The organism is Neobacillus cucumis (genome assembly GCF_023715505.1).
Genome location: NZ_JAMBOH010000009.1, coordinates 1 through 25,523, shown reverse-complemented (window position 1 = coordinate 25,523; position 25,523 = coordinate 1). Strand labels below are relative to the sequence as shown.

Below are 25,523 nucleotides of genomic sequence, written 5' to 3'. Positions count from 1 at the left end.
CCCTTTTCAATAAAGGTAAGTTGGAAAATACACTTAACAACTTCCAGCTAATTACCATTTTAGCATTTTAAATCCTTAACAAATTTGTCACAACTTTTTCAAAAAACCTATATAAACATCATGGCGTAATTGTTAATATTGTGATAGCGAAATTGAGTTGCTAATGAATATCAGTTAATAATTAATTTAAAATCAATTGCTTGTAATTTTGAGGTAAATGTATTATTCTATTGAAGTTTGTGAATACATTCACGTTAAAATTGTGAACAAATGAACAAATATTTTGGAGGGAAATGTGAAAATGTCTAGAAAGAACTTTTTTGTTCCACTTTTGGCTTTAGTGCCTGTGCTGCTTTTGAGTGGGTGTGATTCAAAATTGCTTGTTTTTGATCCAAAAGGTCCTGCAGCACGAGAAATTCTCGACTTAATTAACTGGTCGCTCGTCTTTATGGCCATTGTGGTTATTGCAGTCGTATGGTTATTTGTCCATATCGTTTGGAAATACCGTGCCACACCTGAGAATAAAGATTACGAGCCGCCGGAGGAACATGGCAGTACCAAATTAGAGTTAATTTGGACTTTTATACCAATTCTAATTGTCATTGCACTCACGATTCCTACGGTATCTACTATTTACAAGCTTGAAAAAGTTCCTGCAGGTTATGAAAATAAAAAGCCGATTACCATCAACGTTACATCTGCTGATTGGAAATGGATCTTTAGCTATCCTGAACAAGGGATTGAAACAGTCAATTATGTAAACATTCCTGTTGGCACACCAGTCAAATTTAAATTGACCTCTGCCGGTACCATGCAGTCTTTCTGGGTTCCACAATTAGGCGGTCAGAAGTACACCATGAATAAAATGGAAACAGAATTGTATCTTACTGCAGATGAAGCAGGAGAATTTTTAGGAAGAAATACGAACTTTAACGGAAAAGGCTATGCGGATATGGAATTTACCGTAGAAGCGAAGAACACAAAAGACTTTGAAAAATGGGTAAAAGATGTAAAGTCAAAGGCTCCTAAATTGACTGAGAAGAAGTACAATGAATTACTTAAACCAACGCATTTAGGACGTGAAACCTTCGTAGGAACACATCTGCAATGGGTTGATCATGGAAAAATGAATTCAGGGACTTATACAAATCCTAAATTATATGAAGTTCATGGCGTAAAAGGCCAAATCTTCAAAGATGAAGAACCATCTACAGAAACTTCAAAAGACTCAACGAATACGACTGATAAATCAAATGGAGGTGAACATTGATGGGCATTAATTGGCATGATTTCTTTATCGTCGGCAACCCGCTCATCCTAGGTTCCCAGATTGCTATATTACTAACAATGATTGGTATTGTAGCTGGTGTTACTTATTTAAAAAAATGGAAGTGGTTATGGCGCGAATGGCTGACCACTGTTGACCATAAACGCATTGGGATTATGTATATCCTATCTGGTGTTTTAATGTTTTTCCGCGGTGGTGTGGACGGACTTTTAATGAAAGCCCAAACGTCACAGCCTGATTTGAAATTTTTAGATGCACAGCACTATAATGAAATTTTTACAACTCACGGCGTTATTATGATTCTCTTTGCCGCGATGCCATTATTAATTGGAGTCATGAACGTAGTTATTCCATTGCAAATTGGTGCACGAGATGTCGCATTCCCACAATTGAATGCTCTAAGTTTTTGGTTATTCTTTGCAGGTGCGATGTTATTTAACATCTCGTTTGTTATCGGCGGTTCGCCAGATGCAGGCTGGACTGCTTACTTCCCTCTTGCCGGAAAAGAATTTACTCCAGGTATCGGGAATAACTATTATGCGGTTGCCTTACAGATTGCCGGTATTGGTACCTTGGCTACCGGGATTAACTTTATTGTTACAGTTTTAAAAATGAGAACTAAAGGCATGGGTCTTATGAAAATGCCAATGTTCACATGGACATCTTTTGTAGCTTCTATTATTATTGTTGCATCCTTCCCTATCTTAACGGTTGCTCTTGCGTTGATGACATTTGACCGTATTTTCGGTACACACTTCTTCACGCTTAGCGCCGGCGGTATGGATATGATGTGGGCGAACTTGTTCTGGTTATGGGGACACCCAGAGGTATACATCGTTGTACTTCCAGCATTCGGTATGTTCTCAGAGATTATTTCAACATTCTCCCGTAAGATGCTATTTGGCTATAAATCAATGGTATTTTCAGTTGTCGGAATTGCTTTCTTAAGTATGTTAGTTTGGGTTCACCACTTCTTTACAATGGGCTCAGGCCCTGCGGTTAACTCAGTATTCTCAATCACAACCATGATGATTGCTATCCCGACAGGGGTAAAAATGTTTAACTGGCTATTCACGATGCGAAAAGGCCGAATCCAATTTACGACCGCAATGCTTTGGGCACTTGCGTTTGTCCCTTGCTTTTTGATTGGCGGTATAACAGGTGTCATGCTGGCAATGGGTGCAGCGGATTATCAGTATCATAACACCCTCTTCCTAGTGGCACACTTCCACTATGTATTAATCCCTGGCGTTGTATTTGCGGTATTCGGGGCTCTTTATTACTGGTGGCCAAAAATGTTCGGTTTCATGTTAAATGAAAAGCTTGGTAAAATTCATTTCTGGTTATTCACCATTGGTTTTAACGTAACCTTTATGCCAATGTTCTTCCTTGGTCTAGACGGTGCGGTACGTCGTTCTTACACTTACTCTGCTGAATCAGGATTTGCTCCATTGTTTATGGTATCAGCGATTGGTGCGGTTATTTTAGCAGCTGGTTTTGCAGTCCTTTGCTATAATATTTACTGGAGTGCTAGATACGCAGATCGCAATATCTCTAACGATCCATGGGATGCTAGAACACTTGAGTGGGCTACTTCATCACCTGCCCCATTCTATAACTTTGCTAAACTACCAGAAGTAAAATCAATTGATGCTTTCTGGTATATGAAAAAGCATAATGAAGGCCTTACCTTGAAGGATGAAGAAATTGAAGAAATTCATATGCCAAGCAATTCTGGTTTACCATTCTATATGGGTGTTGTGTTCGGTGTTGCCGGTTTCTTCCTTGTTTTCGAATGGAAGATTGCTGCCCTTGTAGCAACAGTCGGAATTCTTGCAGGTTTAATTATTCGTTCCTTTGATTATAATGATGGCTTCCATGTGAAAGTCGATGAAATTAAACAAATTGAGAAGGCATGGCGCGGTAAAGATAAAGGGGTGAACAACCATGTCAGCTAATGTAAATACTGCTTTACCACTTGAGTATCAAACAGAACAAAACCGAATGAACATTCTTGGCTTCTGGATCTTCCTAGGAGCCGAGATTATCCTTTTCGGTACACTTTTTGCAACGTTCTCTGTTCTTAATGCAAGATATGCAGGCGGTCCAACACCACATGATTTATTTGAAATTAAAGATGTCATGATTGAGACCATTTTGCTATTAACAAGTAGTTTTACAATGGGTCTTGCGATTTATGAAATGCGCCGCAGCAATCGCAATGGTTTATTACTATGGTTCGTGATTACCCTCTTGCTTGGTGCAGGCTTCGTATTCATGGAAATAACGGAATTTATTCATTATGTTCATGAGGGTGCAACTATGCAAACAAGTGCTTTCCTATCAAGCTTCTTTGTTTTGCTAGGTACGCACGGACTTCACGTCAGTATGGGTATTGGCTGGGCAACAATGGTTATTATCCAAATCTTTAAAAGAGGTTTAACACCTGTAACGGCTCGTAAAGCTTTTATTATCGGTTTATACTGGCACTTCCTGGATGTTGTTTGGATCTTTATCTTCACATTTGTGTATTTAGCAAGGATGGTGGCGTAAGTTGGCTAAAAATACAAAAGGATTTCCTGTAACTCATGTCTTGGGCTTTATCGCTTCATTGGTACTTACCTTTGCAGCCCTTGGCGTAGCCTTAAAAACATCCCTTCCCTTCAAAACGATTATTTGGGTAATCGGAAGCTTAGCCGTCATCCAGGCGGCCCTGCAGCTCTTCATGTTCATGCACATGAACGAAGGAGAAGACGGCAAATCGAATGTCATTAACATCGCCTACGGCGTATTCATCGCATTCGTAACCGTTGCCGGATCCATTTGGGTAATGTCTTTCGGGATGTAAGTTTAAATAGTGTAAACAGTAATAAAGGTGCCTGTCACCATGTGAAGAAATCACATGGTGACAGGCACCTTTTCTTTATTTTGTAGTGTGTTTTCTTTTTGTTCGGACTAATTGGTATCCGATGAAGGCAATATACAGCGGTATTGCCACATAGATGAAGTACGGGAATCGATGCTGTTCTTTTTTAAACACTATATAGAGTGCATAACCCAAGAAAAGAGTTATGATAATTCCGTATTTCGGCAGAGGTATTTCCTTCAAGCTAGGGATTTTAATGGTACTCACCATCAAAATGCATAATACGAAAAAGGCAATTACAAAAATGAAACCTGGCATTTTTAATTGAAATAACGTTAAAAGTGTTAACAGCCCGCCTGCTGCTGTAATCGGAACACCTGTAAAATGTTTTAGCGAAGATTTAACAGCGTTGATATTAAACCGAGCTAACCGATAGGCGCCAAATAACGGAAATAGTCCGGCAACTGCCATCCCAAGAATACCAAAGGAGGAAAAGTACGAATAATAGGCCATCATTGCAGGTGCAACTCCAAAGGTGACTATGTCAGCCAAGGAGTCCAGTTCCTTGCCTAATTCACTATCAGCCCGTAACATTCTTGCAATTCGCCCATCCATGCTGTCAAGCATCATGCCAATCAAGATTAAAATGGCAGCATTCTTGTAATCCCCTTCTGCAGAGTTCATTACAGATAAAAAACCAAAAAATAAATTTGCAAGCGTAAATAAGTTAGGAATACTGTTTCTGATAATATGTATCACTCCAAAAAAATTAAAAAATTAGGCAGCTTTGCCTTTAATACTTCTTATTATAACGCTTTTCTTTGTAAAAGTGGATAAACAAAATGGTAGTCCTTACCTATCGCCACTGACAAGATAAATGTTAATCCTATCTATAATATCTCTTTTACTTTGAATAGTATGTGAAACAGAAATTAACCATTGCTTAGAGAATAAAGGAAAAACCCGCCAATTGGCGAGTTCTCTTTTATCAAACATTTACTTTTTTTGTTTCCCGCTGCTCTTTTGACAAGAACCATCCTGCAGCTGCAATTCCAACTAAAACTAGATAGAAGCTTACTTTCCATTCGGTTGAGTGAGCAAAGTCTTCATTTAATATTGCCAATGATGGATGTGAAAGTGTGTAAACCGCAAGCTTCACTCCTACCCAGCCAACAATCGTAAAAGCAGCGATTTCAAGACCAGGTCTCTTTGCCAAAAGTTTTACAAATTGATTTGCAGCAAAACGCATGATCACTAAGCCAATAATTCCTCCTGCAAATATGACAAGGAATTTACCACCATCGAGCCCACCGATATTTGGCAGCGGCGTGTCTGGAAGAACAACCGCCATCGCTACAGCGGCCAAGATTGAATCAACAGCAAACGCAATATCCGCCAATTCCACTTTCAAAACGGTTGTCCAAAATCCACTGCTCTTCTTAAGATCCATTTCATTCTTATCTTCTGCTTTTCCTTTTATAACTTTCCGGAGAATATGGTTAGCAGCCATAAAGATTAAATACAGTGCTCCAATGGCTTGAACCTGCCACACGTCTACAAGGAACGATATCACAAATAAAGATGCAAAACGAAACACTAACGCCCCGGCCAAACCATAGAATAAGGCTTTTTTTCGGTCTTCTTCCGGCAGATGTTTCACCATAATCGCGAGGACGAGGGCATTGTCTGCTGCTAATAGTCCTTCTAAAGCCACCAAAATGAGTAAAACCCAACCATATTCCAGTAATAAAGTAAAATCCAAAATAATTCCTCCTAAGTAGTAGAATTTTTTCAAATACTCCCTCACGCCATAAAAATAGGCCTCTACTGTAACAGTAAAGGCCTAAAAAAACACAGAAAAGACCTTTACAGTAAAGTAAAGGTCTTGCTAACAACGTTCATGTTGCCAATAAAGCCGGAGAAATACATTCTCGAAATGACGACTTTATTGTAGCAGCTACTCCCCTTTAAAAGGAAATATTTAATTACTACTAATATACTAAACTGTAATAAAAATGTCAACGTTTTTTATAGGCAATATACCTCTGTATATTTTTTCTCCAGATAATCGATCAGGTAATCTGCATTTAATTCCTCACCTGTTACCTTAACGATTAACTCATTTGGTGTATAGAGTTTTCCATACTGATGGATATTCTCCTTCAACCAGTCTTGGATATTCTGAAACCTGCCCTTTTCAATATTTCTGTAAAGATCCGGAATGTCCTTTTGAATTGTGCGAAGAATTTGAGCTGCATATAAATTTCCTAATGAATATGAAGGGAAATAGCCAATTCCACCGAATGACCAATGCACATCCTGTAAGACTCCTTCAGTATCAGTCCTAGGCGATATCCCTAGGTATTCCATCATTTTCTGATTCCAAATTGCCGGTAAATCCTTTGCTTCAATCTCTCCGCCGATTAAGGCTTTTTCAATTTCATAGCGCAGCATGATATGCAAGTTATAGGTTAATTCATCTGCCTCCACACGAATCATGGATGGCTGAACGGTATTAACCGCACGATAAAATTCCTCAACAGTCACATCTTTCAATTGCTCTGGAAAATACTCATTAAGCTTTGGAAAAAAGAAATGCCAAAATTCCCGGCTGCGCCCTATCATATTTTCTAAAAACCTTGATTGTGATTCGTGAATTCCAAAGGATGCCCCGCTTTGCAGCACGGTTTCTTCATAAATAGGATTGACTTGCTGTTCATATATACCATGTCCTGCTTCATGGATCGTCCCAAACAATGCCGAACGGACATTTTTTTCTAAGTATCGTGTTGTTAATCGGACATCCCCAATATTTACGGTCTGCGCAAACGGGTGGACGGTTTCATCAAGACGGCCTGCCTGCATATCAAAACCAATCAGTGGTAAAATAAACCGATTAAAGGCTTTTTGTTTTTCAATATCAAATGATTGATCGAACACTTTCACTTTTGTAGGCTGGCCATTTTTTCTGATTCGTTCTAATAATTGCACACTAGATTCCCGTAATTTTGCAAATAACGGATCCAATCTTTTCACCGTTAATCCTGGCTCAAACTCATCGAGCAGAGCATCATATGGGTGTTCATTATAACCATATATTTTCGAAAATTGGCGTTTGTAGTCAATTATTTTTTCTAAAAAGGGCAGATAGCCGGCAAAATCATTGTTTTCTCTTGCATCCTCCCAAGCATCATTTGCCTGAGCAGTTAAAATACTATATTCCTTGAAAAGATCAGCGGGTATGGCTTTAGATTTTTGATAATACGTCTTATATTCCCGCACCTTTGCCCGAGTCACTTGATCCAATTTAGAATAATGTTTTTCTAAAGTCAGCGTTTTTAACAAATGGCCCATTTCAGGTGAAACCGACAGTTGAAAGATTTCGGTTCGTAATGTTCCAGTCGCTTTGGCAAAAACGTTCCGGCCTTTTTTCGGTGCCATCACCTTTTGATCCCAATCTGCTAAACCTAAGATACTTGAGTAATGCGTTATTTTCTCATCTAGAAGTTTAAATTGTTCCATTGCCTTTTGCAATGATGATGGTTGAATCACTTTCTCCGCCATTTTTAGACCCCCTTACCTGATAACTAAAGCATCTCATTTATTATAAAGTAAAAATTCAAATAATGGTAAAGTTTTGAAATTCTTACTTTCTTTACTTTTGGTTTTACCTATTATTTCTAATAGGCATAATAAGGAAAAGAAACTATTTGGAAAAAAGGATGTGCTGCCAACTTGGAAAATCAGAAAAAGAAAAAATCTCATTTTCCTTTTCGTTTAAATATGCTTTTTTTTAGTGTGTTTTTTCTATTTTCCATCTTGATACTAAGACTTGGTTTTGTCCAAATTGTTTACGGAGAAAACTTCAAAAGAGATTTGGAGAGAAAGGAAGACATAACTGTAAGTAATCCTGTCCCAAGGGGGAAAATTTATGACCGGGATTACCGGGTCGTTGTTGATAATATTCCAAAAAGTGCGATTACCTTTACTAATATAGGTTTTAGTCAGTTAGAAATGATGCAAACAGCTAAAAAATTAGCGCATCTCATCGAGAAAAAAACAGATATGGTTACCGAAAGAGATAAACGGGACTATTGGATGATGAAATACCCCGACCAGGTTAACGCAAAAATTACCGAGCAAGAAAAAGCTTTGTATCGTGCCAAGAAACTTACAGATAGTGACCTCTATCAATTAAAACTAGACAGGATCACTGCGGCAGAATTAAATCGACTAACAGAAAAAGATCTGGAGATGTTAGCGATTTATAGGGAATTCAGCAAAGGCGTTAAATTTATACCAGTAATAGTTAAAAACGAAGGCGTCTCTGAGAAGGAATTTGCCGTTGTAAGTGAGAATCTCCAATCCCTCCCAGGTGTTGAAACTACAACTGATTGGGACCGTTCCTATGCCTTTGAAAATACGTTAAGGTCTGTTTTAGGTAACGTGACCAAATCAGGGGATGGACTCCCCGCTGACCAATTAGATTATTTTCTTGCTAGAGGTTATAGCCGTAATGACAGGGTTGGGAAAAGCCAGTTAGAGGCGCAATATGAGGATGTCCTGCAAGGTAATAAATCAAAGGTGAAAAACATTACCGATAAAGAGGGCAATGTGATTGAAACCGAAACAGTGTTACCGGGTAATAAAGGAAAAGACCTTGTTTTGTCCATCGATATGGATTTGCAGATAGCCGTTAATAAAATTATTGACGAAGAGCTTTGGGCAGCGAAAAGATGGCCTGGTACACGTTTAACCGACCGAGCTTATGTGGTATTAATGGATCCTAAAACTGGTGATGTACTGGCAATGTCAGGAAGGAAAATCGTAAAAGACTCAAAAACTGGAAGAACCGAAATGATGGATGATGCCCTGGGAACCTTTACGACAACCTATAGCGTAGGGTCAGCTGTAAAAGGAGCTACCATATTAACCGGCTATAAGACAGGAGCCATTTCACCTAATACTTATTTTGATGATAGAGGGATCAAAATCAAAGGTACGCCTATTAAAAAATCCTATACTTATTTAGGTCGGTTAAATGAAATTAATGCCTTAAAAAAGTCGTCTAACGTATATATGTTCCATACCGCTATAAGGATTGGCAAAGGGCATTATGAATATGACAAACCCCTGAATTTTACCAATAAAAGGGCTTTTGAAACGATAAGGAGTTCTTTTGCCTCATTCGGTTTAGGAACAAGGACTGGAATTGATTTACCGAATGAGCAGACAGGTTTTAAGGGTGAAAGTAAGCTGCCGGGATATTTACTTGACCTCGTAATTGGACAATATGATACCTATTCAGCCATGCAGCTAGCCCAATATGTTTCAACGATTGCCAATGGGGGCTGCCGAATGCAGCCGCATATCGTTAAACAAATCAGAGAACCTGCGCGTGATGGAGAGACGCTGGGGCCTGTATGGAAAGATATTAACCCTACCGTCCTTAATACGATTGATGTAAAAAAAGAATGGCTTAGACGCGTGCAAATAGGCTTTAAAAAAGTAATGCAAGAACCTGGCGGAACTGCTTACAAGTTTTTCGAAGGTGCCCGATACTCTCCTGCCGGAAAAACAGGAACCGCTCAGGCCTTTTATGATGGGCCAATGCGTAGTCGTTTTGGCAAAGAACCACCGCCTGTTATGAATTTAAGCCTTGTGAGTTATGCTCCAAGTTCTAATCCAGAGGTGGCGATGGCCGTTTTAGTTCCATGGGCATATGACGGCAAAGAGGATAATCGAGCAAATCTTAAAATAGGCCGTCGTGTATTGGATACGTATTTTCGAATGAAAGGCAAATAGGGTGCATTCATCGCACCCTATTTTGGAAAAGCACCAATCGGTTAGACAAACTAACCAATGCTTACCTCTTCCGCAACACTGTTTTGACAGCTTTTTCTATCTCAGCGTAGCTTGTGCATCGGCAAATATTTGATTCCAGCCATTCCTTTATCGTTTCATCATCAGCATCGGGATGCTGCTCGATTAACGAGTGACAATTCATTATAAAGCCTGGCGTACAATAGCCGCATTGAAACGCAAAATTTTCAATAAACGCTTTTTGTATTGCTGTTTCATGAAGCCCTTCAATTGTCGTCACTTTTTTCCCAGCCGCTTCGACAGCCAGCATCAAGCAGGACTTCATCGGCCATCCGTCAATATTAATTGTACAGGCACCGCAGTCCCCATTTAAACAGCCTGGCTTTGCACCAGTCAGGCCGAGATAGCTTCGTAGGGCATACAAAAGAGTATCAGCTGGACTCACCAACAAAGTATGACTTTCACCATTCACATCTAATGTTATGGAATAGGATCTCAGGGCCCTCTCCTCCCTATTATTACTGTTCCCTATCTAGGTTTGCTAACGCATCCAACAGCAAATTCCGCAGGACAAATAAACGATATTCACTGGAACCCTCTATATCATCTAAAATAGGCTGAGGCAATGCATTAAGGGCTCCTTCTACCCTTGTTTCAATCGAATTCCCCCGTGCATTGATCGATTCCTCCACAGCGGGCGACCGGAACGGAAATGGGCATAAACCGCTGACCGCTACCCGAATTTTTTGATTGATTTTTAAGGCTGCTAGCGTAATCAACGGGTAACCAGTTTCCCATTGCTGCCTTCGTTTAACCGTAAAGTACGGGGCCTGTATATAACGATTTTCCGTAGCCGTTTGAACTAAAATTTCTCCCTTATTCAAACGTAAATGACCTTGAAACACATCATTAATTGGCACCATTTTTTTTCCCTCAGTTCCAATTATCAAGACCATGCTTTCGGCTAATAAAAAGGGTAGAACCGCTTCCCGGTAAAAAATCCGCGCGCAAATATTGCCGCCCAAAGTAATTTTCCCGCGAGCTGAATGATCTGCGATTTCACTGGATGTCTTTGTTAATAGCGGGAAGAGACCTGCTTCTTCTAAACCCGTTAAAGTGAGTGAACTGCCGAGCAATAAATGGTCTCCAGAAACCTGCATAATATTACATTCAGGAATTCCTTTGATATCAATAACAGCCTCCGTGTATGCTAAGTCAATTCTTCCAAGTGTTATTAATTCAGTCCCTCCAGAAAAATAAAACGGCTGCTTCCCCTGTTGATCTAATTTTTGATATAAATCAACAGCCTCCTTTAATGTTTCTGGACGATAATATTCAAAATCAAAGGGGAGCATGATGGGATGCCTCCTTTGCCCTCCAGATTAATTCCGGAAGGAGCGGAAGATTCCGAAGCGATACACCTGCAGCGAGTGATAATGCGTTCCCCAGCGCCCCTGGCATCCCCAGTAGTCCATGCTCTCCGACACCGCGGGCTCCATATGGGCCGTCTAGCTGTGGAGTTTCAACAAAACCGACAAGGTATTCAGGATGCTCTCCGTATCTTAGCGGCCTATAGGTTCTGAGCTGAGGATTCAAGACCCTTCCTAACTCATCAAAATAAAAGGTTTCACGGCCGGCAAAGGCCAATCCCATGCTCATCGCCCCCATTACCTGACCAAGGGCGGCTTTTTCGTTCATTACTCTGCCAAGATCCACCACGGTACATGCTTTCAACAGCCGGTACGTATAGTCCCTTTTATCTAATTCAATTTCAACCCCATATGCCGCAACAGTCCATTCTGGACCGGGCTTTCCTTCTCCTGTTTCGGGGTCCAAATGTGTCAGGTGTCGTAAAATAAATTTTCCTCTGCCAATGATCTGCCCTCCGATAGCATTTCCGTTTGGATATTGATAACCGTAGCCGACATCTTTAAAATCGAGACCGATGGTAGGGTCATCCCGCAAAAAGACACGGCTGTTAGCAACTTCAATATCCTCTTTTGGGGCTCGAAGGACACAAGAGGCGACCTCTTTTAACTGATTAATCACATCCTCCGCTGCATTTAGGACCGCTCTTCCACCCATGTAAGTCCCGCGGCTGGCAACGGTCTTCCAGTGTTCTGGTGTGGTTTGCGTATCTACCTCCATTCGGACATGGATTTTATCTATGTCCATTTTTAGCCTTTCGGCGAGGATTTGAGCAAGGATAGTCTTTGTCCCTGTCCCTATCTCAATAACGCCAGACATTAAATTTAAACTTCCATCGCGGTTGAAGGTAATGATTGCCCCTGATGGAGCGTTAGGATCTATGGTTGTGGTTTTCCAGCTGCAGCTTACTCCCTTTACTCGAACAAATCGTTCATCTATTTCCTTTATGGCTCCTTCATCCCATTTAATTAACTCTCGGGCCTTCTGAATGCATTTTTGCAGGTTACCAACATTGCTTTTATTCAGCTTAACCCTAGTGGGGGTGGTATGGCCTGGCATGATCGCATTGATATATCTAAGATCATACGGGTCCATATTTAATCTTTGAGCAAGGATATCCATTGTCCGTTCAATGCAAAATGACAACTCCGAATGGCTGAATCCCCGAAATGGAGAGGCATACGGATGATTGGTATACATGCAGTAGGAATTACACCACACATTTTCAATATTATAAGGCCCTGTGCAATCCGCGGCTCCTGACCGCGTTACATCGATTGCCTTATCTGAATAAGCACCGCCATCCCATAAATATTGAATTTCAGCTGCTGTTATTTTCCCCTTCCTGTCTGCCCCTAGTTTAATAGTGGCATCTAGTCCGATATGACACGGAGAAGTGATGATATCTTGTTCCCGATCATTTAATATTTTGACTGGCTTTCCTCCGACCGCCTTAGAAGCAAGGTATGCAAGGACCTCAAGCTGTACAGCCGCTTTCCCCCCATAGGCTCCGCCAACCAATGGTGTATGGACTACAATCTTGCCAATATCCTCCTTAAAGTAATTGGCGATAAGCTGTTTGACCATAAATGGAGCCTGTGATGAGGTCATAATCATGATTGTTCCATCCGGCTTGATTTCGGCGGTTGCACATCTTGTTTCCATGGCGGCATGATCGGAAGGTGCAAAGGAAAAGCTTTCTTGGACTACGATTTCACTCGCTGCCCATCCGGCTTCGATATTCCCTTTACGTATTTTAATAAGGGTGGCGATATTTGTCCCCGGAACAGGGTGGGAATCTTCATCCTTCTCATAGTTTCCAAGCCCTTCATGGACCAGCGGTGCCCCTTCTTTAAATGCCTGGGTTGGCGAATTGACGACCGGAAGTAGTTCATATTGAACCTTTATCAAGTCTGCGGCCTTTTTTGCCTGGGCAGGGGTATCTGCGACAACAAGTGCCACAGGTTCACCATGGTACCGAACCTTATCAACGGCTATTGGCGGTCGATCCCTGATAGCCTCACCTGTTAATGGGAAATGCTGGCCAGCAAGGATCGCTCTGACACCGGGGACTTGGGATGCCTCTTTTGTGTTAATATCGACGATTTTTGCATGACCATAGGGACTGATGACCATTTTTCCGGACAGCATTGGATTTGTATAATAATCGTTCGTATACTTTGCTCGACCCGTCACCTTTTCAAGTGCATCTTTGCGGATGACACTTTTCCCAATAACCTCCACAGTTCAACCTCCTAACACTTTGCTAATCTGGAATGGTCCAAAGCAATTCTATTCGTTCGTGCAACGGTTTTCTCCACACTTCAATCATTTGAGCCATGACACTGACCGCTATTTCAGCAGGACCCTTAGCCCCTATTGCCACACCCATTGGTGAAAATATTCCACTCGGAATTCCCTCGTTATTTAGCAATCTCCTTGTTCGTTCTTTTGGTCCCAAAACACCTAAGTATCGAATATTTTTATTGAGAATATTCGTCAACAATTCTTGGTCTCTTTTGAATTGATGGGTCATTATGACCACAAAATCATAGGGTGAAAAAGAAATCTGTTGAAGCAGATCGATCGGAAACCCTTGCAGAATTTTGTCTGCCGAAGGAAAATGTTCTTTCTGACAAAATGTTTCCCGCCAATCACAAACCACTACTGAAAAACCGGTTTCAGCCGCTAATGAGGCAAGTGGTCTTGCATCTGGTCCTGCACCGAAGATAATTAAGCGCGGCTTAGGATAAAACGTTTGTTGAAAGACTGGCGAGCCATCCCGTGTGATGCTGCCGCTTTTAGAAGTAAACTCGATTGTCGGGAGCGGACCCGACCAGTTTCCAAATGGCTCCCCATCCTCCTCGATAAATACATATTCCCCGAGGTCATCCAGCTTTTTTAAAGCAATAACAGGCTTATGCTGGCTTAGAAGTTCTTTAACCATAAGAAGATCCTCTGTTAATTGCTCGGTGACCGGTTCGATTAATATATCAATCGTGCCATTGCAGCCAGCTCCTTGCCCCCAATCCAAATCATCCTCCATATACATATCGTATTGGAGAATGATCGCCTCTTGTTTCTTAAAAACCTCCCTCACTTTTAAGGCTAGGTCCTCTTCCAAGCAGCCGGCTGTTAACATTCCTAATTGTGTTCCATCTGAAAAAAATAGCATTGAGGAGCCTTCCTTTTTGTATGCAGAACCTTCGACACCGATGATTGTTGCTATGACTTTTTCCTTAGGGTAATCAAGAACATCTAAAATTTGATAAAAGTCGTCCACACGTTCCCCCCACTTTTAGATTTATAAATTCCCTATTGTAATTTATATTAAGCAGTGAGCTATTCCTAGAATGAAATCTTTATTTATTAATGAGGAAATACTCCGGAATAGGCCTTTAAATTTTCTATTAATAACCTTCTTAAACTATTAATTAATCCTTCATAATTTGTTCATATTTATCTATTAAGATATAAATAGGTTCTCTTAATGAACCTTATAACCTCCGCCCCCCTTAATATAGATTAGGTGTTAACCTGCCCGGCATTTGCCGGGTTATTTTTTTTCCGTAGAAAAAGCGTGCACATATGTGCACGCTTTTGACATCTAGCTGCAGCGCTTTATAAGCACTTTTAGCCTTCGTTGTAATTATCGGAACGATTGGGGCTGGTATTGTTGGAACGATTGGGTTTGGAAAGCAGGATTTACATTTGTACCGGATTGATATCCAAACGTCCCCACTTGTCCCGCTAATTCTCTCTCCAATTGATTACACTGTGCAATAACTTCATGGCAGCGTTGAATCGCCATCTCATGCCCTTGTAAGCTTTGTTGGATCGTTTGAACCGCCATTCTTTCTTTTTGCAGCATTTGCTCGAGCATACGAACATTTTGCTGCTCATTTTGCAGCATTTGCTGGTATTGCTGATTACTTAACTGCGTTTGCTGGATAAGCTGCTGAGAGAGTTGACGGCATTGATTAACGTGTGTAATCGTATGTTGAGTGTTCATGTATTTACCTCCAATTTTTTGGATATCAGATGCAATACAAACCCTTTCGAATCAACGGGTTGAACCTTCAACCCAAGATTATATTTCGCACTTTTAGAGATTTTCATTCTTAACGAAACTGCCAATAAATGTGTAGAGTTAGCATGATATTTTGGTGAAAAAATAAGAAAAATAGCTGTACCCCACATTAATGATGGCGGACACCTTATTTAACATAAGAAGGAATTGCCCAGAGGAGTCAAGCTTACCGATCATTATACCTCCTAATGCCAAACTAAAAAACCAAACCACAATACAAGAATATAGGAAAGCATAATGATTATTTTCGCAGTACCAGTATAAGATTACGAACTTGCTCCAATCATACCAATCGTATCCATGACGCATGTGGATTTAATAATGACACGGATGCAGCAAATGCAATCTGCTTCCTAGGCGTAAATGAAACCGCAGATGCTCATTTCGATTAGGCTTGCTTTGCCATGTGGCATACCCCATATAAACTAAAAGAAGCACCCCTGCCACAAGGAGTGCTGACCTGATCCAAGTCACTTAAACACAATAGCAGAAACACCGAACAGCTAAGGAAATCAACAGGGTATATCACAAATAGACGCCGTTAGGACCGGTGGAAGTGCCCGGACCCAGGCTAGTTTGTTAATGCTCCCTTATTAAATACAAACACATTTTGGACGACTAAGGGAGTCCTGCAGCACTTATCCTGATCTCCTCAATGATTTTCTATCTATTACGTATACTTCTATCTATCCCTGTCAATAACAATACCAATGAATTTTGAGAGGGTGGCTAGTATGAATGGTATTTATTTTATAAATGATCGCATAAGCATCGATGGTCGAACCAGGGAAGAAAGCATTAGTTTACAAGAACAATCCATAAAAAAATATCTTTCGGATCAAAATATCCAGGCGGTTACTCTCAACCCTTATCAGTTAAAGGAGTATTACTCCGTTCCCCATGCCCTGCTGTACGATTTGCGCAAAGAGAATATTTCGTTCGACTATTTTATCTATTATTCCTTGCAGGCTGTTGAAGATTTTATTTATACCTATCCAGCAAAATGGCTTATATTAAAAAGCTATTTTAACGAATTCATCATGATTGATAAACAAAATGACTTGAATCGGCAACAAGCGATTTAATCAAGAGAAGATTTTTTGGCAGACCGGAGATAAAAAATCGCAAAATTTATAAAAAATATGATTAATACATAACAGCCATAAATGCCAAAGGAATAAAGCTTGTTATTGTTAAAAAGCGCGCCGGCATAGGACAATATCAGAATATTTGGAATTTTTCCCACTAGTGAAGCTGTAAAGAAAATAATCGTTTTTACTCTACTTAATCCGCAGATTATATTTACTATTGGTGCGGGAATAACAGGGATAAGACGACAGGTAAGAATCGCTATAAACGAATTTCGGTTTAGCAACTCTTCATATTCTTTTATTTTTGAATGATAAGCCAGCTTTCTTTCAGCCCAATCTCTGAAACCATAACGGCTCAAATAAAAGAAACCCATTGTGCCGGCCATAGCCCCTGTTAAAGATATAAATACACCTTGCGTAATCCCAAATACTGCACCAATAATACCTGCCAAAACAGGAAAAGGGACAATAGGAAAGAAAACACAAATAGCAACTAATATCATGCTGACGATAATCGACCAGCTGCCACCATGCTTAACAACTTCTAATAACACATCTTTCTGAAAGAAACCAATCGCGATAATTACGAGCAAAATACAAATGCTGATAATTCTTTTTTGCAAGGATTCCCCTCCAAGTTCACATTATTACCCATCATTTAATCTCAATAATCGCACCCCTAAGAGGGATTTCACAAACAAGTGGGGTTATTCACTTTTTCCGTCTTATAAGGAAGCCATATGGTCACAGTTGTCCCATCCCCTTCTTCACTATCAATATCGATTCGTCCTTGATGGGCTTCTATAATCCTATAGCAGGTCATTAAACCAAGGCCAGTCCCTCTCTCCTTTGTCGAGTAAAACGGCTCCCCCAGCTTCGATAATCGATCTTTGGGGATGCCACAGCCGTTGTCTTCAATTTCCACTGTTACACCCGTGCTGTCAGCTGAGACCCTTATTTGAACCTGTCCCCATTTAGAAAGTGACTCAAGGGCATTTTGGATGATATTAAGGAAAACCTGTGTTAAGGAATTCGAATCACCCATGATCGAAAGGATGGGTTGGTCAACTACTAAATACAAGCCTTTTTGCTCGAGTTTTGCTTCTGGCTGTAATAGTTGTATAACTTGTTTAACTAACTGGTCAACAAAAACAATTCTTAATTTTTTTGTATGTGGTTTAGCCATTGTTAAAAATTCAGAAATAATTGCCTCCACTCGCTGTAATTCATCCAAAACAATTTTTAAATAAACTGGATTCATTTCTTGTTCCGTATTTAAGAGCTGCATAAATCCCTTAATCGGTGTAAGCGGATTACGAATCTCATGGGCAACAGCGGCGGCCATCTGTCCAACCACTGCTAATTTTTCGGACTTTCGCAATCGATTCTGCGTTGCCATCCGCTGTTCAATATCCCGTGAAACCGTAACAATCTCCTTCACTTCTCCTGTTTCTGTACACACTAGCGCCTTTACCGTTGATTCAATCCAAATAAAAGAACCGTCCTTCTTGCGGCAACGGTACGTAATAAGTTTCGTTTCTTCAATATGGTCACAAATTTGCTGTTTTCTTAATTCGATTAGGTCATCAGGATGGATCAATTCTAGAGGACTTTTTTCAATCATTTCTTCTGGTTGATAACCCAGTACGGTTTTAACTGAAGGAGAAATATAAAGGCAGGAAAAATCAACTTTATGTAACATGATGATATCAGAAGAATGCTCGGCAAGGAGTCGGTATTTCTTCTCTCTATATTTTAATGCGTTCTCCATATGCTTTTTTTCTGTAATGTCGAGAACTTGACCAAGTAAATATTCTTCACCCGTCAATTGTTCATGTATTTTCGATACTGTTAATACTCCTGTTTTAATTTCACCGGACTTGTGGATATACCTCTTTTCCAGCTGATATTCATCCCTTTTTCGCTCTAATAATTCTTTAAATAATTGTGCGTCGGCTGCCATATCATCAGGGTGAGAAATCGCCTCCATTGACAATTTTTCCAGCTCATCGGGCGAATAACCAACAAACTCGCAAAAAGCTGGATTAAATTGAACCATGGTTAAATCTATTGAACTTATTAATTGCGGAATCCGGGATTGATAAAAAACCGCTCGAAACAATGTTAAATTAAACATCTAAACCTCCAACCATTCCATTCCATTTTTTTCAATATTTTGAGGTATCTGTCATTTAGAAAAAAAAGACACTTTATAAGTATATAGCGAAACGGGAAATTCATAAAGTACTAATTTTTTAATTTTTAGAAAACTAAAAAGGATGTCGCCGGCGGTAATAACGCTTTAAGACATCCTTTTTTAAATTATTAATTTATAACCGTTCTAGCACCCAAATATCTAGGTTTCCAGTAAATGTTAGTCAAATCTGCAATCGAAACGCCAGAAGATCCAGCTTGTATAAATTTATTATTGCCTAAATAAATACCTACATGTGTAGGACCTGGGGCGTAGGTTTCAAAAAAAACAAGATCTCCTGGATTTGGGTTACTTACCGGTGTTAATCCAGACCATTGTGTTGCTGCTGTCCTTGGAATGGTAATTCCTACTTTAGCAAATACATAGCTCGTATAGCCGCTGCAATCAAATCCTGCAGGCGTGTTTCCTCCCCATAAGTATGGAGTGCCAATATATTTATTTGCCTCATTAATGACCATTTGCACCTTTGAAACCGTGGTTTCAGGTGCTGTTGTACTAGAAGTAGTGGCAGATACCATCAAGACTTGTCCTACTTGAATTGTATCTGTTGCTAAGTTATTCATAGTTTTAAGCTGCGTAACGGAAATGTTAAAGCGAGAACTAATTTTCCAAAGTGTGTCACCGCTTTGAACAGTATAGGTGGTATCATGGCTATGCGGTGCTAATAATGATAGTTTTTGATTTACATAGAGGGTATCGCTTATTAGGTTATTCCAAGTTTTTAAATCCGCTATTGATATTTTGTTAGCCTGGGAGATTTTCCAGAGGGTGTCTCCTGATTGTACAGTGTAAATAAGTTCATGGGCACTTGCGGTACCAGTAAATGATGCAAATAAAATGCCTGCAGTTGCGGCAGCTGTCAAAAGCTGTTTTTTCATAGATGTTAGCTCTCCTTTATTTCGTTTATTGTTACTTTTATACTAAGCGAGAGCTGGATATGGTTAAAATACCAAAGATATGGTTTTCAATGGATATATTCCCAGAAATGAAAAAAACTGCACATTATGTGACAGCCACTATTATAGCCAAATCCTAATATAGTAAGGATTATAACCTCAATCTCTTAAAATCTATTATTTTTTCTTCATCAAAATGTAACATTCTTGTAACATTTTTGCGGTCATTATATGAATGTAGAAATATTGTAACAAATCCTTCATCCATGTCAGAATCGCTTATTTATAATTAACCTATAGAAACACCATTAATGGTAAAAAAATAAATGAATTTTGGTGATGAAGATGCAAGGCATTGGTAAAGGACATCCTCATACAATAGGACATCCACATGGAGCAGGAAAGAAATTAGATTATGATCTTAACCCATTTATTGTCATTTGGGAAGTAACAAGAGCTTGTGAACTTAAATGTGTTCACTGTCGGGCCGATGCTCTGCTAACTAAAGATCCTCGAGAACTTTCACATGAAGAAGGAATCAATTTAATTGATCAAATCTACGAAATGGATAATCCTATGCTGGTTTTCACGGGCGGGGATTGCATGTTAAGAGAAGATCTATATGAGATTGCTGATTATGCAATCAAAAAAGGAATGCGTGTCTCAATGACACCTAGTGCGACAAGTAATGTCACAAAGAAAAAAATGAAACAGTTTAAGGAGGTTGGTCTATCACGGTGGGGATTTAGCTTAGACGGACCTACACCGAAAATCCATGACCATTTTCGTGGAACACCTGGATCATTTGATTTAACCGTTGAGAAAATTAAATACTTAAATGAACTCGGGATGCCGTTACAAATAAACACGGTCATCTCTCGCTATAATTATGATTCTCTTGAAGAAATGTCAAAATTAGTGGCCGAGCTAGGGGCAGTAATGTGGTATATTTTCCTGCTTGTTCCTACAGGAAGAGGCCAAATAGAAGCATGTATCTCTCCAGCTGAACATGAAAAAGTATTCCGTTGGCTTTATGAATTAAGCAAAACAGCACCATACGATATTAAAACTACGGCGGCACAGCATTACCGCCGTGTTGTACTGCAGCAAAAAACTCGAGATCACCTAATTGAAAAAGGTGAAATCCACTACGAAGATTCAATTACAACAGACTTTGCTTCCATGCATGATGGCTTAAAGCGTGCACCAAAAGGCGTTAATGATGGCAATGGCTTTGCATTTGTAACACATATTGGTGATGTTGTACCTAGTGGCTTGCTGCCAATTGTTGCAGGTAATATACGTGAGACTCCACTTGCTGAGATTTATCGTGAATCAAAAGTATTTAAGGAACTTCGTCAGCCAGATAACTACAAGGGAAAATGCGGCGTTTGTGAATACAACAAAATTTGCGGCGGCTCCCGCTCAAGGACCTATGCGGTAACTGGTAATTATTTAGAAAGCGAACCATTCTGCGTTTACATTCCGGAAGCATTACGAAATAAAGAAACAGCACCTACTGTCTAATTTGAATAGAAAAGGCATTCCGGCATTGCGGAATGCCTTTTCTATTCAATTAGTCCCGTATCCTCAATTTTTACTTTTGATTTAACCTTAAATACAACGTTTGGATATAAGCCTTTCCATTGTTCCCAATCATTATCATTAAAATGCCGTGAACGATAGCGCAGCCCGAATCCAATCGGATCGATATTAGACTTTTGCATCTAGACAAGAAGATTTTCAATCCGCTTATTTATAAACTTTTGTGCGGCTTTTTCAAAGTCTGATAAATTCCCAATAGGTACCCGATTTGATGCTTCTTCCAAATTGCCCTCCATCGACACATTTATTTTCACATAGGGAGTTCTATCTTTTGGTGTTAAGAGCTTATAGTTTGTTTTCACTTTATGTGTATCGATAACAATGGTTGTATCCCCCTTCTTGACTTTAATGGCACTCTTTTGTTCACGATTCCTTAGAAAATTAAACATTTTGGTTTCCTCTGGTTTAAGGGTCAGTTTCAATGTGCTTTTATTAAATAGCCCAACACTATTTATTTGGAAGAAGTCATTTTTCGCCTTCACAATTGGCATGATGGGGTCTATTCCTCTTTCAATTAACCTGAACTTAAAATCAAATAAATATTCTGAGGCTATATAGGGAGTCTCAGACCCCTCCTTCCCTAATGCTAGAAATAGGGCATTGGAAGGGATATGCTCTGATTTTGGTTTTACTTTTCATACATCCAATGCTGTAGGCTTAGCAATAGTAACCCAAGCAATTTTTTGTATGTCCCTGCGCCGCGTAAACCAATAATACATGCCAGCATTTTCTCTCTTTTTTACTATTTCCTCACTGAACACGATCACTTAGGCATGGCTGAAATCAATTTCTTTATCCACCTTTGTTTTAATAATTCGTACTGCTTCAGACTTGGAATTAGCATTTTGCTAAACAATTTGATATTGACTTGGACTCTCTTTTGAGGCACCAGGAACGGCAAACTTTAAGCTGACTAAATACTTTTTCGAACTAGCCTTTGCTGCATCCACCCCAATACTAACAACAAAAAATCGCTTATCAATGTCCTTGAACCCACAACCACCTAAAACGAAGCTCATCAGCAGAAAAAGGATTGCGTTTCTCCATTTGGTTTGGGTTTTCACGCTATTCTCCTCCTAGCCCAAATAAAGAAAGTAATTACGACCAGTATTTCTAAGATAGAATCTTCTATTTCATAAAATGGGATTATTAACTTTTGCTGAAAGACTTTTTCATCACAAATGGTTTTAATATATAGTACTTCAATCCTTTTTTTCTTTGAATGAAGTTCTTTTTGAATTACATCCTCTGAAAATAACAAGCTTTGCTTAAGGCTTTCTTTGATGGATTTACTAGATGGCATTTTTCTACCTCACCGGGCTTCTTTCTTCATAATTCCCCACCGTTATTGCTATTTTATTCCAAAAAACAACCCCCTCATCATTTGGCAGCTATAATCCCATAATCCTTGGTTAAGTTTCCTCGATTTGGGGAATGTTGTTTTTAGAAATATTATAGGAAGGGAAATTTACTAGATGCAGCCCATCAATTTGAAAGAAAAACATGTTTCTAAAGGTCTTTTTCAATTTATTTTCCCTTTTTCTTTGAAAGCCAACGCTTCCCGCCCAGTAATAGATTATTTACAGGAATTAAATTTTACCCCTTTTCGCTTAGATGATCTGGACTCGGAAAATGCCTATTATGGAGGATTCCGTTTGAACCATAAAGAAATTGAGAATTATTTTCTCCCTTTAACAGCTAATATTCTCTTTCCCATTACACAACTGGAGAAGGGCTTTCAACGATATTCTAAAAAATTTAATGTTGATGGTCAGTTAAATACTGAACACTCCACTATTCCTTTTAAAATCCATTCAATCGACATCATTACTTGCCCATTTGGCCTGGGTTTTTTAACTTTACGTATGGAAATACAAACTAATTCTTTCACACAATCAATTGAATTCGCCGAATGTCTGAGAAAAATTAAGGATGAGACTAATAATTTTGAGATTGATATTGATGGATGTACATATCCGACTATCATCAATTTCATAGTTAGTCGTTTATGCCCACAGCTTCCTAACTTTATTAACAATGACGATGTCCTTTTCTTGGAAAAAGAAAAAATGTTTGTTCAATCCTTGTTGAAAATTGAAAGCACAGCATCAATTGACCTAGTTGATCTTTATCGATTTGGCACATTTTGCAGCTATGATTCAACTGGGAAACCTTATGTAAATGCCAATAACTTAGAGTTTATCTCCCACTGTCTTCACGGATATACGTACGACCGATTTGCACCAACATCAAATTATCTTTTTCAACAAAACTGTCTAATTGGTTTGACAACATCAGAAATAACGGCTCATTCATGTTTTCAGACCCAACGTTTTCACGGATTTTATTATTATGCGTTGCTGCTTAGCCTTTTTCATAAATTGGTGTTATTAAAAATAGCAAATAGCTATTCCGCCATCCATATTGAGCAGGATAAACAAAAGATAGAGAGCCTGCTTTATCAATTAAACTCCTTTACGTCTAATTACATTTATACGGTTTACCCGCTTACTTCCGAAGGACAAGAAATTTTTAAACTAATAAGAAAAAGCTTTCGTATTGATCAATTGTATGCAAATACCAAGGACATTTTATTTAGCTTGGTTAAGTATGAAGATAATAATGTCGCGAAAAATGACAGTATGTTATTGTTAGTGTTAACTTTATATACGGTTATTTGCGGAATTTTTAGTATGAATCTGTTCACCCATGATTTACAAGGAAATTTAAAGTGGGATCATTTTAAAACCTATAATCCCTTCGAATATTTTGCGGTTTTTATCGTCTTTAGCGGAATAGTCGTGGTAGGTACACTAGCCATTAAAGGAATCATTCAATGGTATCAAAACATTACGAATCGAAAAAAATGGGTCCGGAATACGGTTTGGTCCTCGAAAAAGAAGAATTAGGAAAAAATGGCCTTTTCTTTTTTTGGCAATCCTATATAGTGAAGGTATTGATGTTTAAAAGGAGATACACTGATCTTATGTTAAGAACAATGGCGATTGATCAGCAAAACCAACTGATCAAAGATATAGAAATTGAAAAACTAGTAAACGGAGAGTATCGCTGGTACTGGGTTGATTTTCACCAGCCTACCGAAGAAGAGAGCAATTATTTGCGAACTCCCTTTTCTTTTCATCCTTTAGCAATTGAGGATTGTATGCATCACCTGCAGCGTCCCAAACTCGACTACTATGACGGCTATACTTTTTTCGTCACCCAGACCTTGAATTCCATACCAACAAGGAAAGAAGAAGTAGACTTTTTTCTAGGTAAGAACTTTATCATTACCTTTCACCATCAGCCTAGTTCGGAAATTGATGAAGTATGGAAGCGATTAGTTCTTAGTGAAAACTTCGAGAAATGGGATGCATCCCATGTATTTTACTCTGTCTTGGATAATATGGTTGATAATTATTTTCCGCTTGTTTACCAAATTGAGGATATGCTAAATGAAATTGATGATAATTCGAAAAGAAGATCAATGGAAGAATTGCTTGAGGACTTATTTGAAACGCGGCACAGTCTTTTGTCCTTAAGGCATACCGTTACACCGATGCGAGATCTTTTATATAGGATTCTTAACTCTCAAAGAGAAACATACATAAAAGGAAAAACAGAATACTTTTCAGACATTCATGACCATTTACTTAAATTAACAGAAATGATTGAAGCTAATCGGGAATTAACCACCGATATACGTGACAGCTATATTTCATTAAATTCCCATCAAACCAATCACGTGATGAAGGTGTTAACCGTCATCACCACGATTTTCATGCCAATCACCTTTATCGCAGGCTTATATGGGATGAATTTCCGCTATATGCCGGAGCTGACTTGGAAATACGGTTATCCCTGGGCGCTAATTATCATGGCACTTATTACAATTGGGATGTCATTATGGTTTAAAAAGAAAGGCTGGTTCAAATAAAATAGAGCGCAAGTGTCCTTAAACACTTGCGCTCTTGTTATTCAACTTACTTCCAATCTTCATATGAAACCTTCCCACCCGTTAAATCAATGGTATTCCGTTCCCCTTTATAATAAGTCTTTCCATCCTTTTGAACGACAAAATTATCATATGTGTACGGATTAACCCCCGAATTTTGGACAATTACTCTCTTAATCTATCATTTTCGTAGTTTTTTATTTTTTGATTTCTTTCGTTGTTTTTTCAGAAGGCCAAGTTGCTTGACATGGAGCCTCTGCGGGCAT

At 39.2% G+C, this 25,523-nt stretch carries 22 protein-coding genes and 1 pseudogene; 9 read left to right on the top strand and 14 right to left on the bottom strand.

Annotated elements, in window-relative coordinates:
* Positions 1-301: 301 nt before the first annotated feature.
* From qoxA to qoxD, 4 genes are read left to right on the top strand one after another with little or no spacing between them, the layout of a single operon-like run.
* Entirely contained in the window at positions 302-1,270 is a 969-nt protein-coding gene (gene qoxA, locus M3226_RS14495) for a cytochrome aa3 quinol oxidase subunit II (protein ID WP_251566436.1), read from the top strand.
* Positions 1,270-3,246 (top strand): cytochrome aa3 quinol oxidase subunit I, encoded by a 1,977-nt coding sequence (gene qoxB / locus M3226_RS14490; protein ID WP_251566435.1) that lies wholly within the window; start codon positions 1,270-1,272, stop codon positions 3,244-3,246. The genes qoxA and qoxB overlap by 1 nt, the downstream gene beginning before the upstream one ends.
* A complete protein-coding gene (gene qoxC / locus M3226_RS14485) occupies positions 3,236-3,841 on the top strand; it encodes a cytochrome aa3 quinol oxidase subunit III (protein ID WP_251566434.1) in 606 nt (201 codons plus the stop codon). Before qoxB ends, qoxC begins: the two co-directional genes overlap by 11 nt.
* 1 nt (position 3,842) lies before the next feature.
* Entirely contained in the window at positions 3,843-4,136 is a 294-nt protein-coding gene (qoxD, locus tag M3226_RS14480) for a cytochrome aa3 quinol oxidase subunit IV (protein ID WP_251566433.1), read from the top strand.
* A 75-nt stretch (positions 4,137-4,211) separates the two neighbouring features.
* Here the strand turns inward: qoxD and pssA are convergent, their stop codons facing one another.
* The 3 genes from pssA to M3226_RS14465 all read right to left on the bottom strand — a co-directional run bounded on the left by pssA (position 4,212) and on the right by M3226_RS14465 (position 7,718).
* Positions 4,212-4,838 carry a CDP-diacylglycerol--serine O-phosphatidyltransferase gene (gene pssA / locus M3226_RS14475; protein WP_251566432.1) on the bottom strand — a complete coding sequence of 209 codons (627 nt, stop codon included), beginning with the start codon at positions 4,836-4,838 and terminating at the stop codon, positions 4,212-4,214.
* Positions 4,839-5,142: 304 nt separating this feature from the next.
* On the bottom strand, positions 5,143-5,916 hold the full coding sequence (locus M3226_RS14470; protein ID WP_251566431.1) for a TerC family protein: 774 nt from the start codon (positions 5,914-5,916) through the stop codon (positions 5,143-5,145).
* 266 nt (positions 5,917-6,182) lie between these two features.
* Entirely contained in the window at positions 6,183-7,718 is a 1,536-nt protein-coding gene (locus M3226_RS14465; RefSeq protein WP_251566430.1) for a carboxypeptidase M32, read from the bottom strand.
* Between the two features lie 171 nt (positions 7,719-7,889).
* On the opposite strand from M3226_RS14465, the gene M3226_RS14460 reads away from it, so the two are divergent.
* Positions 7,890-9,959: a peptidoglycan D,D-transpeptidase FtsI family protein gene (locus M3226_RS14460; protein WP_251566429.1), complete on the top strand. Its 2,070-nt coding sequence runs from the start codon at positions 7,890-7,892 to the stop codon at positions 9,957-9,959.
* Positions 9,960-10,020: 61 nt separating this feature from the next.
* Here M3226_RS14460 and M3226_RS14455 read toward each other — a convergent pair whose 3' ends face one another.
* The 5 genes from M3226_RS14455 to M3226_RS14435 all read right to left on the bottom strand — a co-directional run bounded on the left by M3226_RS14455 (position 10,021) and on the right by M3226_RS14435 (position 15,417).
* Positions 10,021-10,476: a (2Fe-2S)-binding protein gene (locus M3226_RS14455; RefSeq protein ID WP_144562062.1), complete on the bottom strand. Its 456-nt coding sequence runs from the start codon at positions 10,474-10,476 to the stop codon at positions 10,021-10,023.
* A gap of 19 nt (positions 10,477-10,495) precedes the next feature.
* Entirely contained in the window at positions 10,496-11,332 is an 837-nt protein-coding gene (locus tag M3226_RS14450) for an FAD binding domain-containing protein (RefSeq protein ID WP_251566428.1), read from the bottom strand.
* Positions 11,319-13,649 (bottom strand): xanthine dehydrogenase family protein molybdopterin-binding subunit, encoded by a 2,331-nt coding sequence (locus M3226_RS14445; protein WP_251566427.1) that lies wholly within the window; start codon positions 13,647-13,649, stop codon positions 11,319-11,321. The genes M3226_RS14450 and M3226_RS14445 overlap by 14 nt, the downstream gene beginning before the upstream one ends.
* A 22-nt stretch (positions 13,650-13,671) precedes the next feature.
* Entirely contained in the window at positions 13,672-14,688 is a 1,017-nt protein-coding gene (locus M3226_RS14440) for an XdhC family protein (protein WP_251566426.1), read from the bottom strand.
* Between the two features lie 366 nt (positions 14,689-15,054).
* Entirely contained in the window at positions 15,055-15,417 is a 363-nt protein-coding gene (locus M3226_RS14435; protein WP_251566425.1) for a hypothetical protein, read from the bottom strand.
* An 812-nt stretch (positions 15,418-16,229) separates the two neighbouring features.
* On the opposite strand from M3226_RS14435, the gene M3226_RS14425 reads away from it, so the two are divergent.
* Entirely contained in the window at positions 16,230-16,580 is a 351-nt protein-coding gene (locus tag M3226_RS14425; protein WP_251566424.1) for a hypothetical protein, read from the top strand.
* Here the strand turns inward: M3226_RS14425 and M3226_RS14420 are convergent.
* The 3 genes from M3226_RS14420 to M3226_RS14410 all read right to left on the bottom strand — a co-directional run bounded on the left by M3226_RS14420 (position 16,577) and on the right by M3226_RS14410 (position 19,679).
* Positions 16,577-17,209 carry a TVP38/TMEM64 family protein gene (locus tag M3226_RS14420; RefSeq protein WP_251566423.1) on the bottom strand — a complete coding sequence of 211 codons (633 nt, stop codon included), beginning with the start codon at positions 17,207-17,209 and terminating at the stop codon, positions 16,577-16,579. The two genes, M3226_RS14425 and M3226_RS14420, sit on opposite strands and share 4 nt — an antisense overlap.
* A gap of 68 nt (positions 17,210-17,277) precedes the next feature.
* Positions 17,278-18,723, bottom strand: a complete 1,446-nt coding sequence (locus M3226_RS14415; RefSeq protein WP_251566422.1) for a PAS domain S-box protein — start codon at positions 18,721-18,723, stop codon at positions 17,278-17,280.
* 188 nt (positions 18,724-18,911) lie between these two features.
* The gene (locus tag M3226_RS14410) at positions 18,912-19,679 is read right to left on the bottom strand and encodes a C40 family peptidase (protein WP_251566421.1); all 768 of its coding nucleotides are present in this window, start codon (positions 19,677-19,679) and stop codon (positions 18,912-18,914) included.
* Between the two features lie 363 nt (positions 19,680-20,042).
* On the opposite strand from M3226_RS14410, the gene M3226_RS14405 reads away from it, so the two are divergent.
* Positions 20,043-21,224 carry a TIGR04053 family radical SAM/SPASM domain-containing protein gene (locus tag M3226_RS14405; protein ID WP_251566620.1) on the top strand — a complete coding sequence of 394 codons (1,182 nt, stop codon included), beginning with the start codon at positions 20,043-20,045 and terminating at the stop codon, positions 21,222-21,224.
* Between the two features lie 41 nt (positions 21,225-21,265).
* Here M3226_RS14405 and M3226_RS14400 read toward each other — a convergent pair.
* The 3 genes and pseudogenes from M3226_RS14400 to M3226_RS14390 form a co-directional block, all read right to left on the bottom strand.
* Positions 21,266-21,793, bottom strand: a pseudogene (locus M3226_RS14400) (Ger(x)C family spore germination C-terminal domain-containing protein).
* Positions 21,794-22,150: 357 nt separating this feature from the next.
* Complete coding sequence (locus tag M3226_RS14395) at positions 22,151-22,366, bottom strand: hypothetical protein (protein WP_251566420.1); 216 nt, start codon at positions 22,364-22,366, stop codon at positions 22,151-22,153.
* The gene (locus M3226_RS14390) at positions 22,363-22,605 is read right to left on the bottom strand and encodes a hypothetical protein (protein ID WP_251566419.1); all 243 of its coding nucleotides are present in this window, start codon (positions 22,603-22,605) and stop codon (positions 22,363-22,365) included. Before M3226_RS14390 ends, M3226_RS14395 begins: the two co-directional genes overlap by 4 nt.
* A gap of 352 nt (positions 22,606-22,957) precedes the next feature.
* On the opposite strand from M3226_RS14390, the gene M3226_RS14385 reads away from it, so the two are divergent.
* Positions 22,958-24,211, top strand: coding sequence for a hypothetical protein (locus tag M3226_RS14385; RefSeq protein WP_251566418.1), 1,254 nt, complete (start codon positions 22,958-22,960; stop codon positions 24,209-24,211).
* Positions 24,212-24,288: 77 nt separating this feature from the next.
* Positions 24,289-25,239 (top strand): magnesium/cobalt transporter CorA, encoded by a 951-nt coding sequence (gene corA, locus M3226_RS14380; protein WP_251566417.1) that lies wholly within the window; start codon positions 24,289-24,291, stop codon positions 25,237-25,239.
* The last annotated feature ends 284 nt before the right edge of the window (positions 25,240-25,523 follow it).

Excerpts from the sequence above, each read along its gene's own strand:
- qoxA (WP_251566436.1), top strand. The coding sequence starts at position 302 with ATGTCTAGAAAGAACTTTTTTGTTCCACTTTTGGCTTTAGTGCCTGTG.
- qoxB (WP_251566435.1), top strand. The coding sequence starts at position 1,270 with ATGGGCATTAATTGGCATGATTTCTTTATCGTCGGCAACCCGCTCATC.
- qoxC (WP_251566434.1), top strand. The coding sequence starts at position 3,236 with ATGTCAGCTAATGTAAATACTGCTTTACCACTTGAGTATCAAACAGAA.
- pssA (WP_251566432.1), bottom strand. The coding sequence starts at position 4,838 with ATGAACTCTGCAGAAGGGGATTACAAGAATGCTGCCATTTTAATCTTG.
- M3226_RS14465 (WP_251566430.1), bottom strand. The coding sequence starts at position 7,718 with ATGGCGGAGAAAGTGATTCAACCATCATCATTGCAAAAGGCAATGGAA.
- M3226_RS14450 (WP_251566428.1), bottom strand. The coding sequence starts at position 11,332 with ATGCTCCCCTTTGATTTTGAATATTATCGTCCAGAAACATTAAAGGAG.
- M3226_RS14435 (WP_251566425.1), bottom strand. The coding sequence starts at position 15,417 with ATGAACACTCAACATACGATTACACACGTTAATCAATGCCGTCAACTC.
- M3226_RS14425 (WP_251566424.1), top strand. The coding sequence starts at position 16,230 with ATGAATGGTATTTATTTTATAAATGATCGCATAAGCATCGATGGTCGA.
- M3226_RS14415 (WP_251566422.1), bottom strand. The coding sequence starts at position 18,723 with ATGTTTAATTTAACATTGTTTCGAGCGGTTTTTTATCAATCCCGGATT.
- M3226_RS14410 (WP_251566421.1), bottom strand. The coding sequence starts at position 19,679 with ATGAAAAAACAGCTTTTGACAGCTGCCGCAACTGCAGGCATTTTATTT.
- M3226_RS14405 (WP_251566620.1), top strand. The coding sequence starts at position 20,043 with ATGCAAGGCATTGGTAAAGGACATCCTCATACAATAGGACATCCACAT.
- M3226_RS14390 (WP_251566419.1), bottom strand. The coding sequence starts at position 22,605 with ATGCCATCTAGTAAATCCATCAAAGAAAGCCTTAAGCAAAGCTTGTTA.
- corA (WP_251566417.1), top strand. The coding sequence starts at position 24,289 with ATGTTAAGAACAATGGCGATTGATCAGCAAAACCAACTGATCAAAGAT.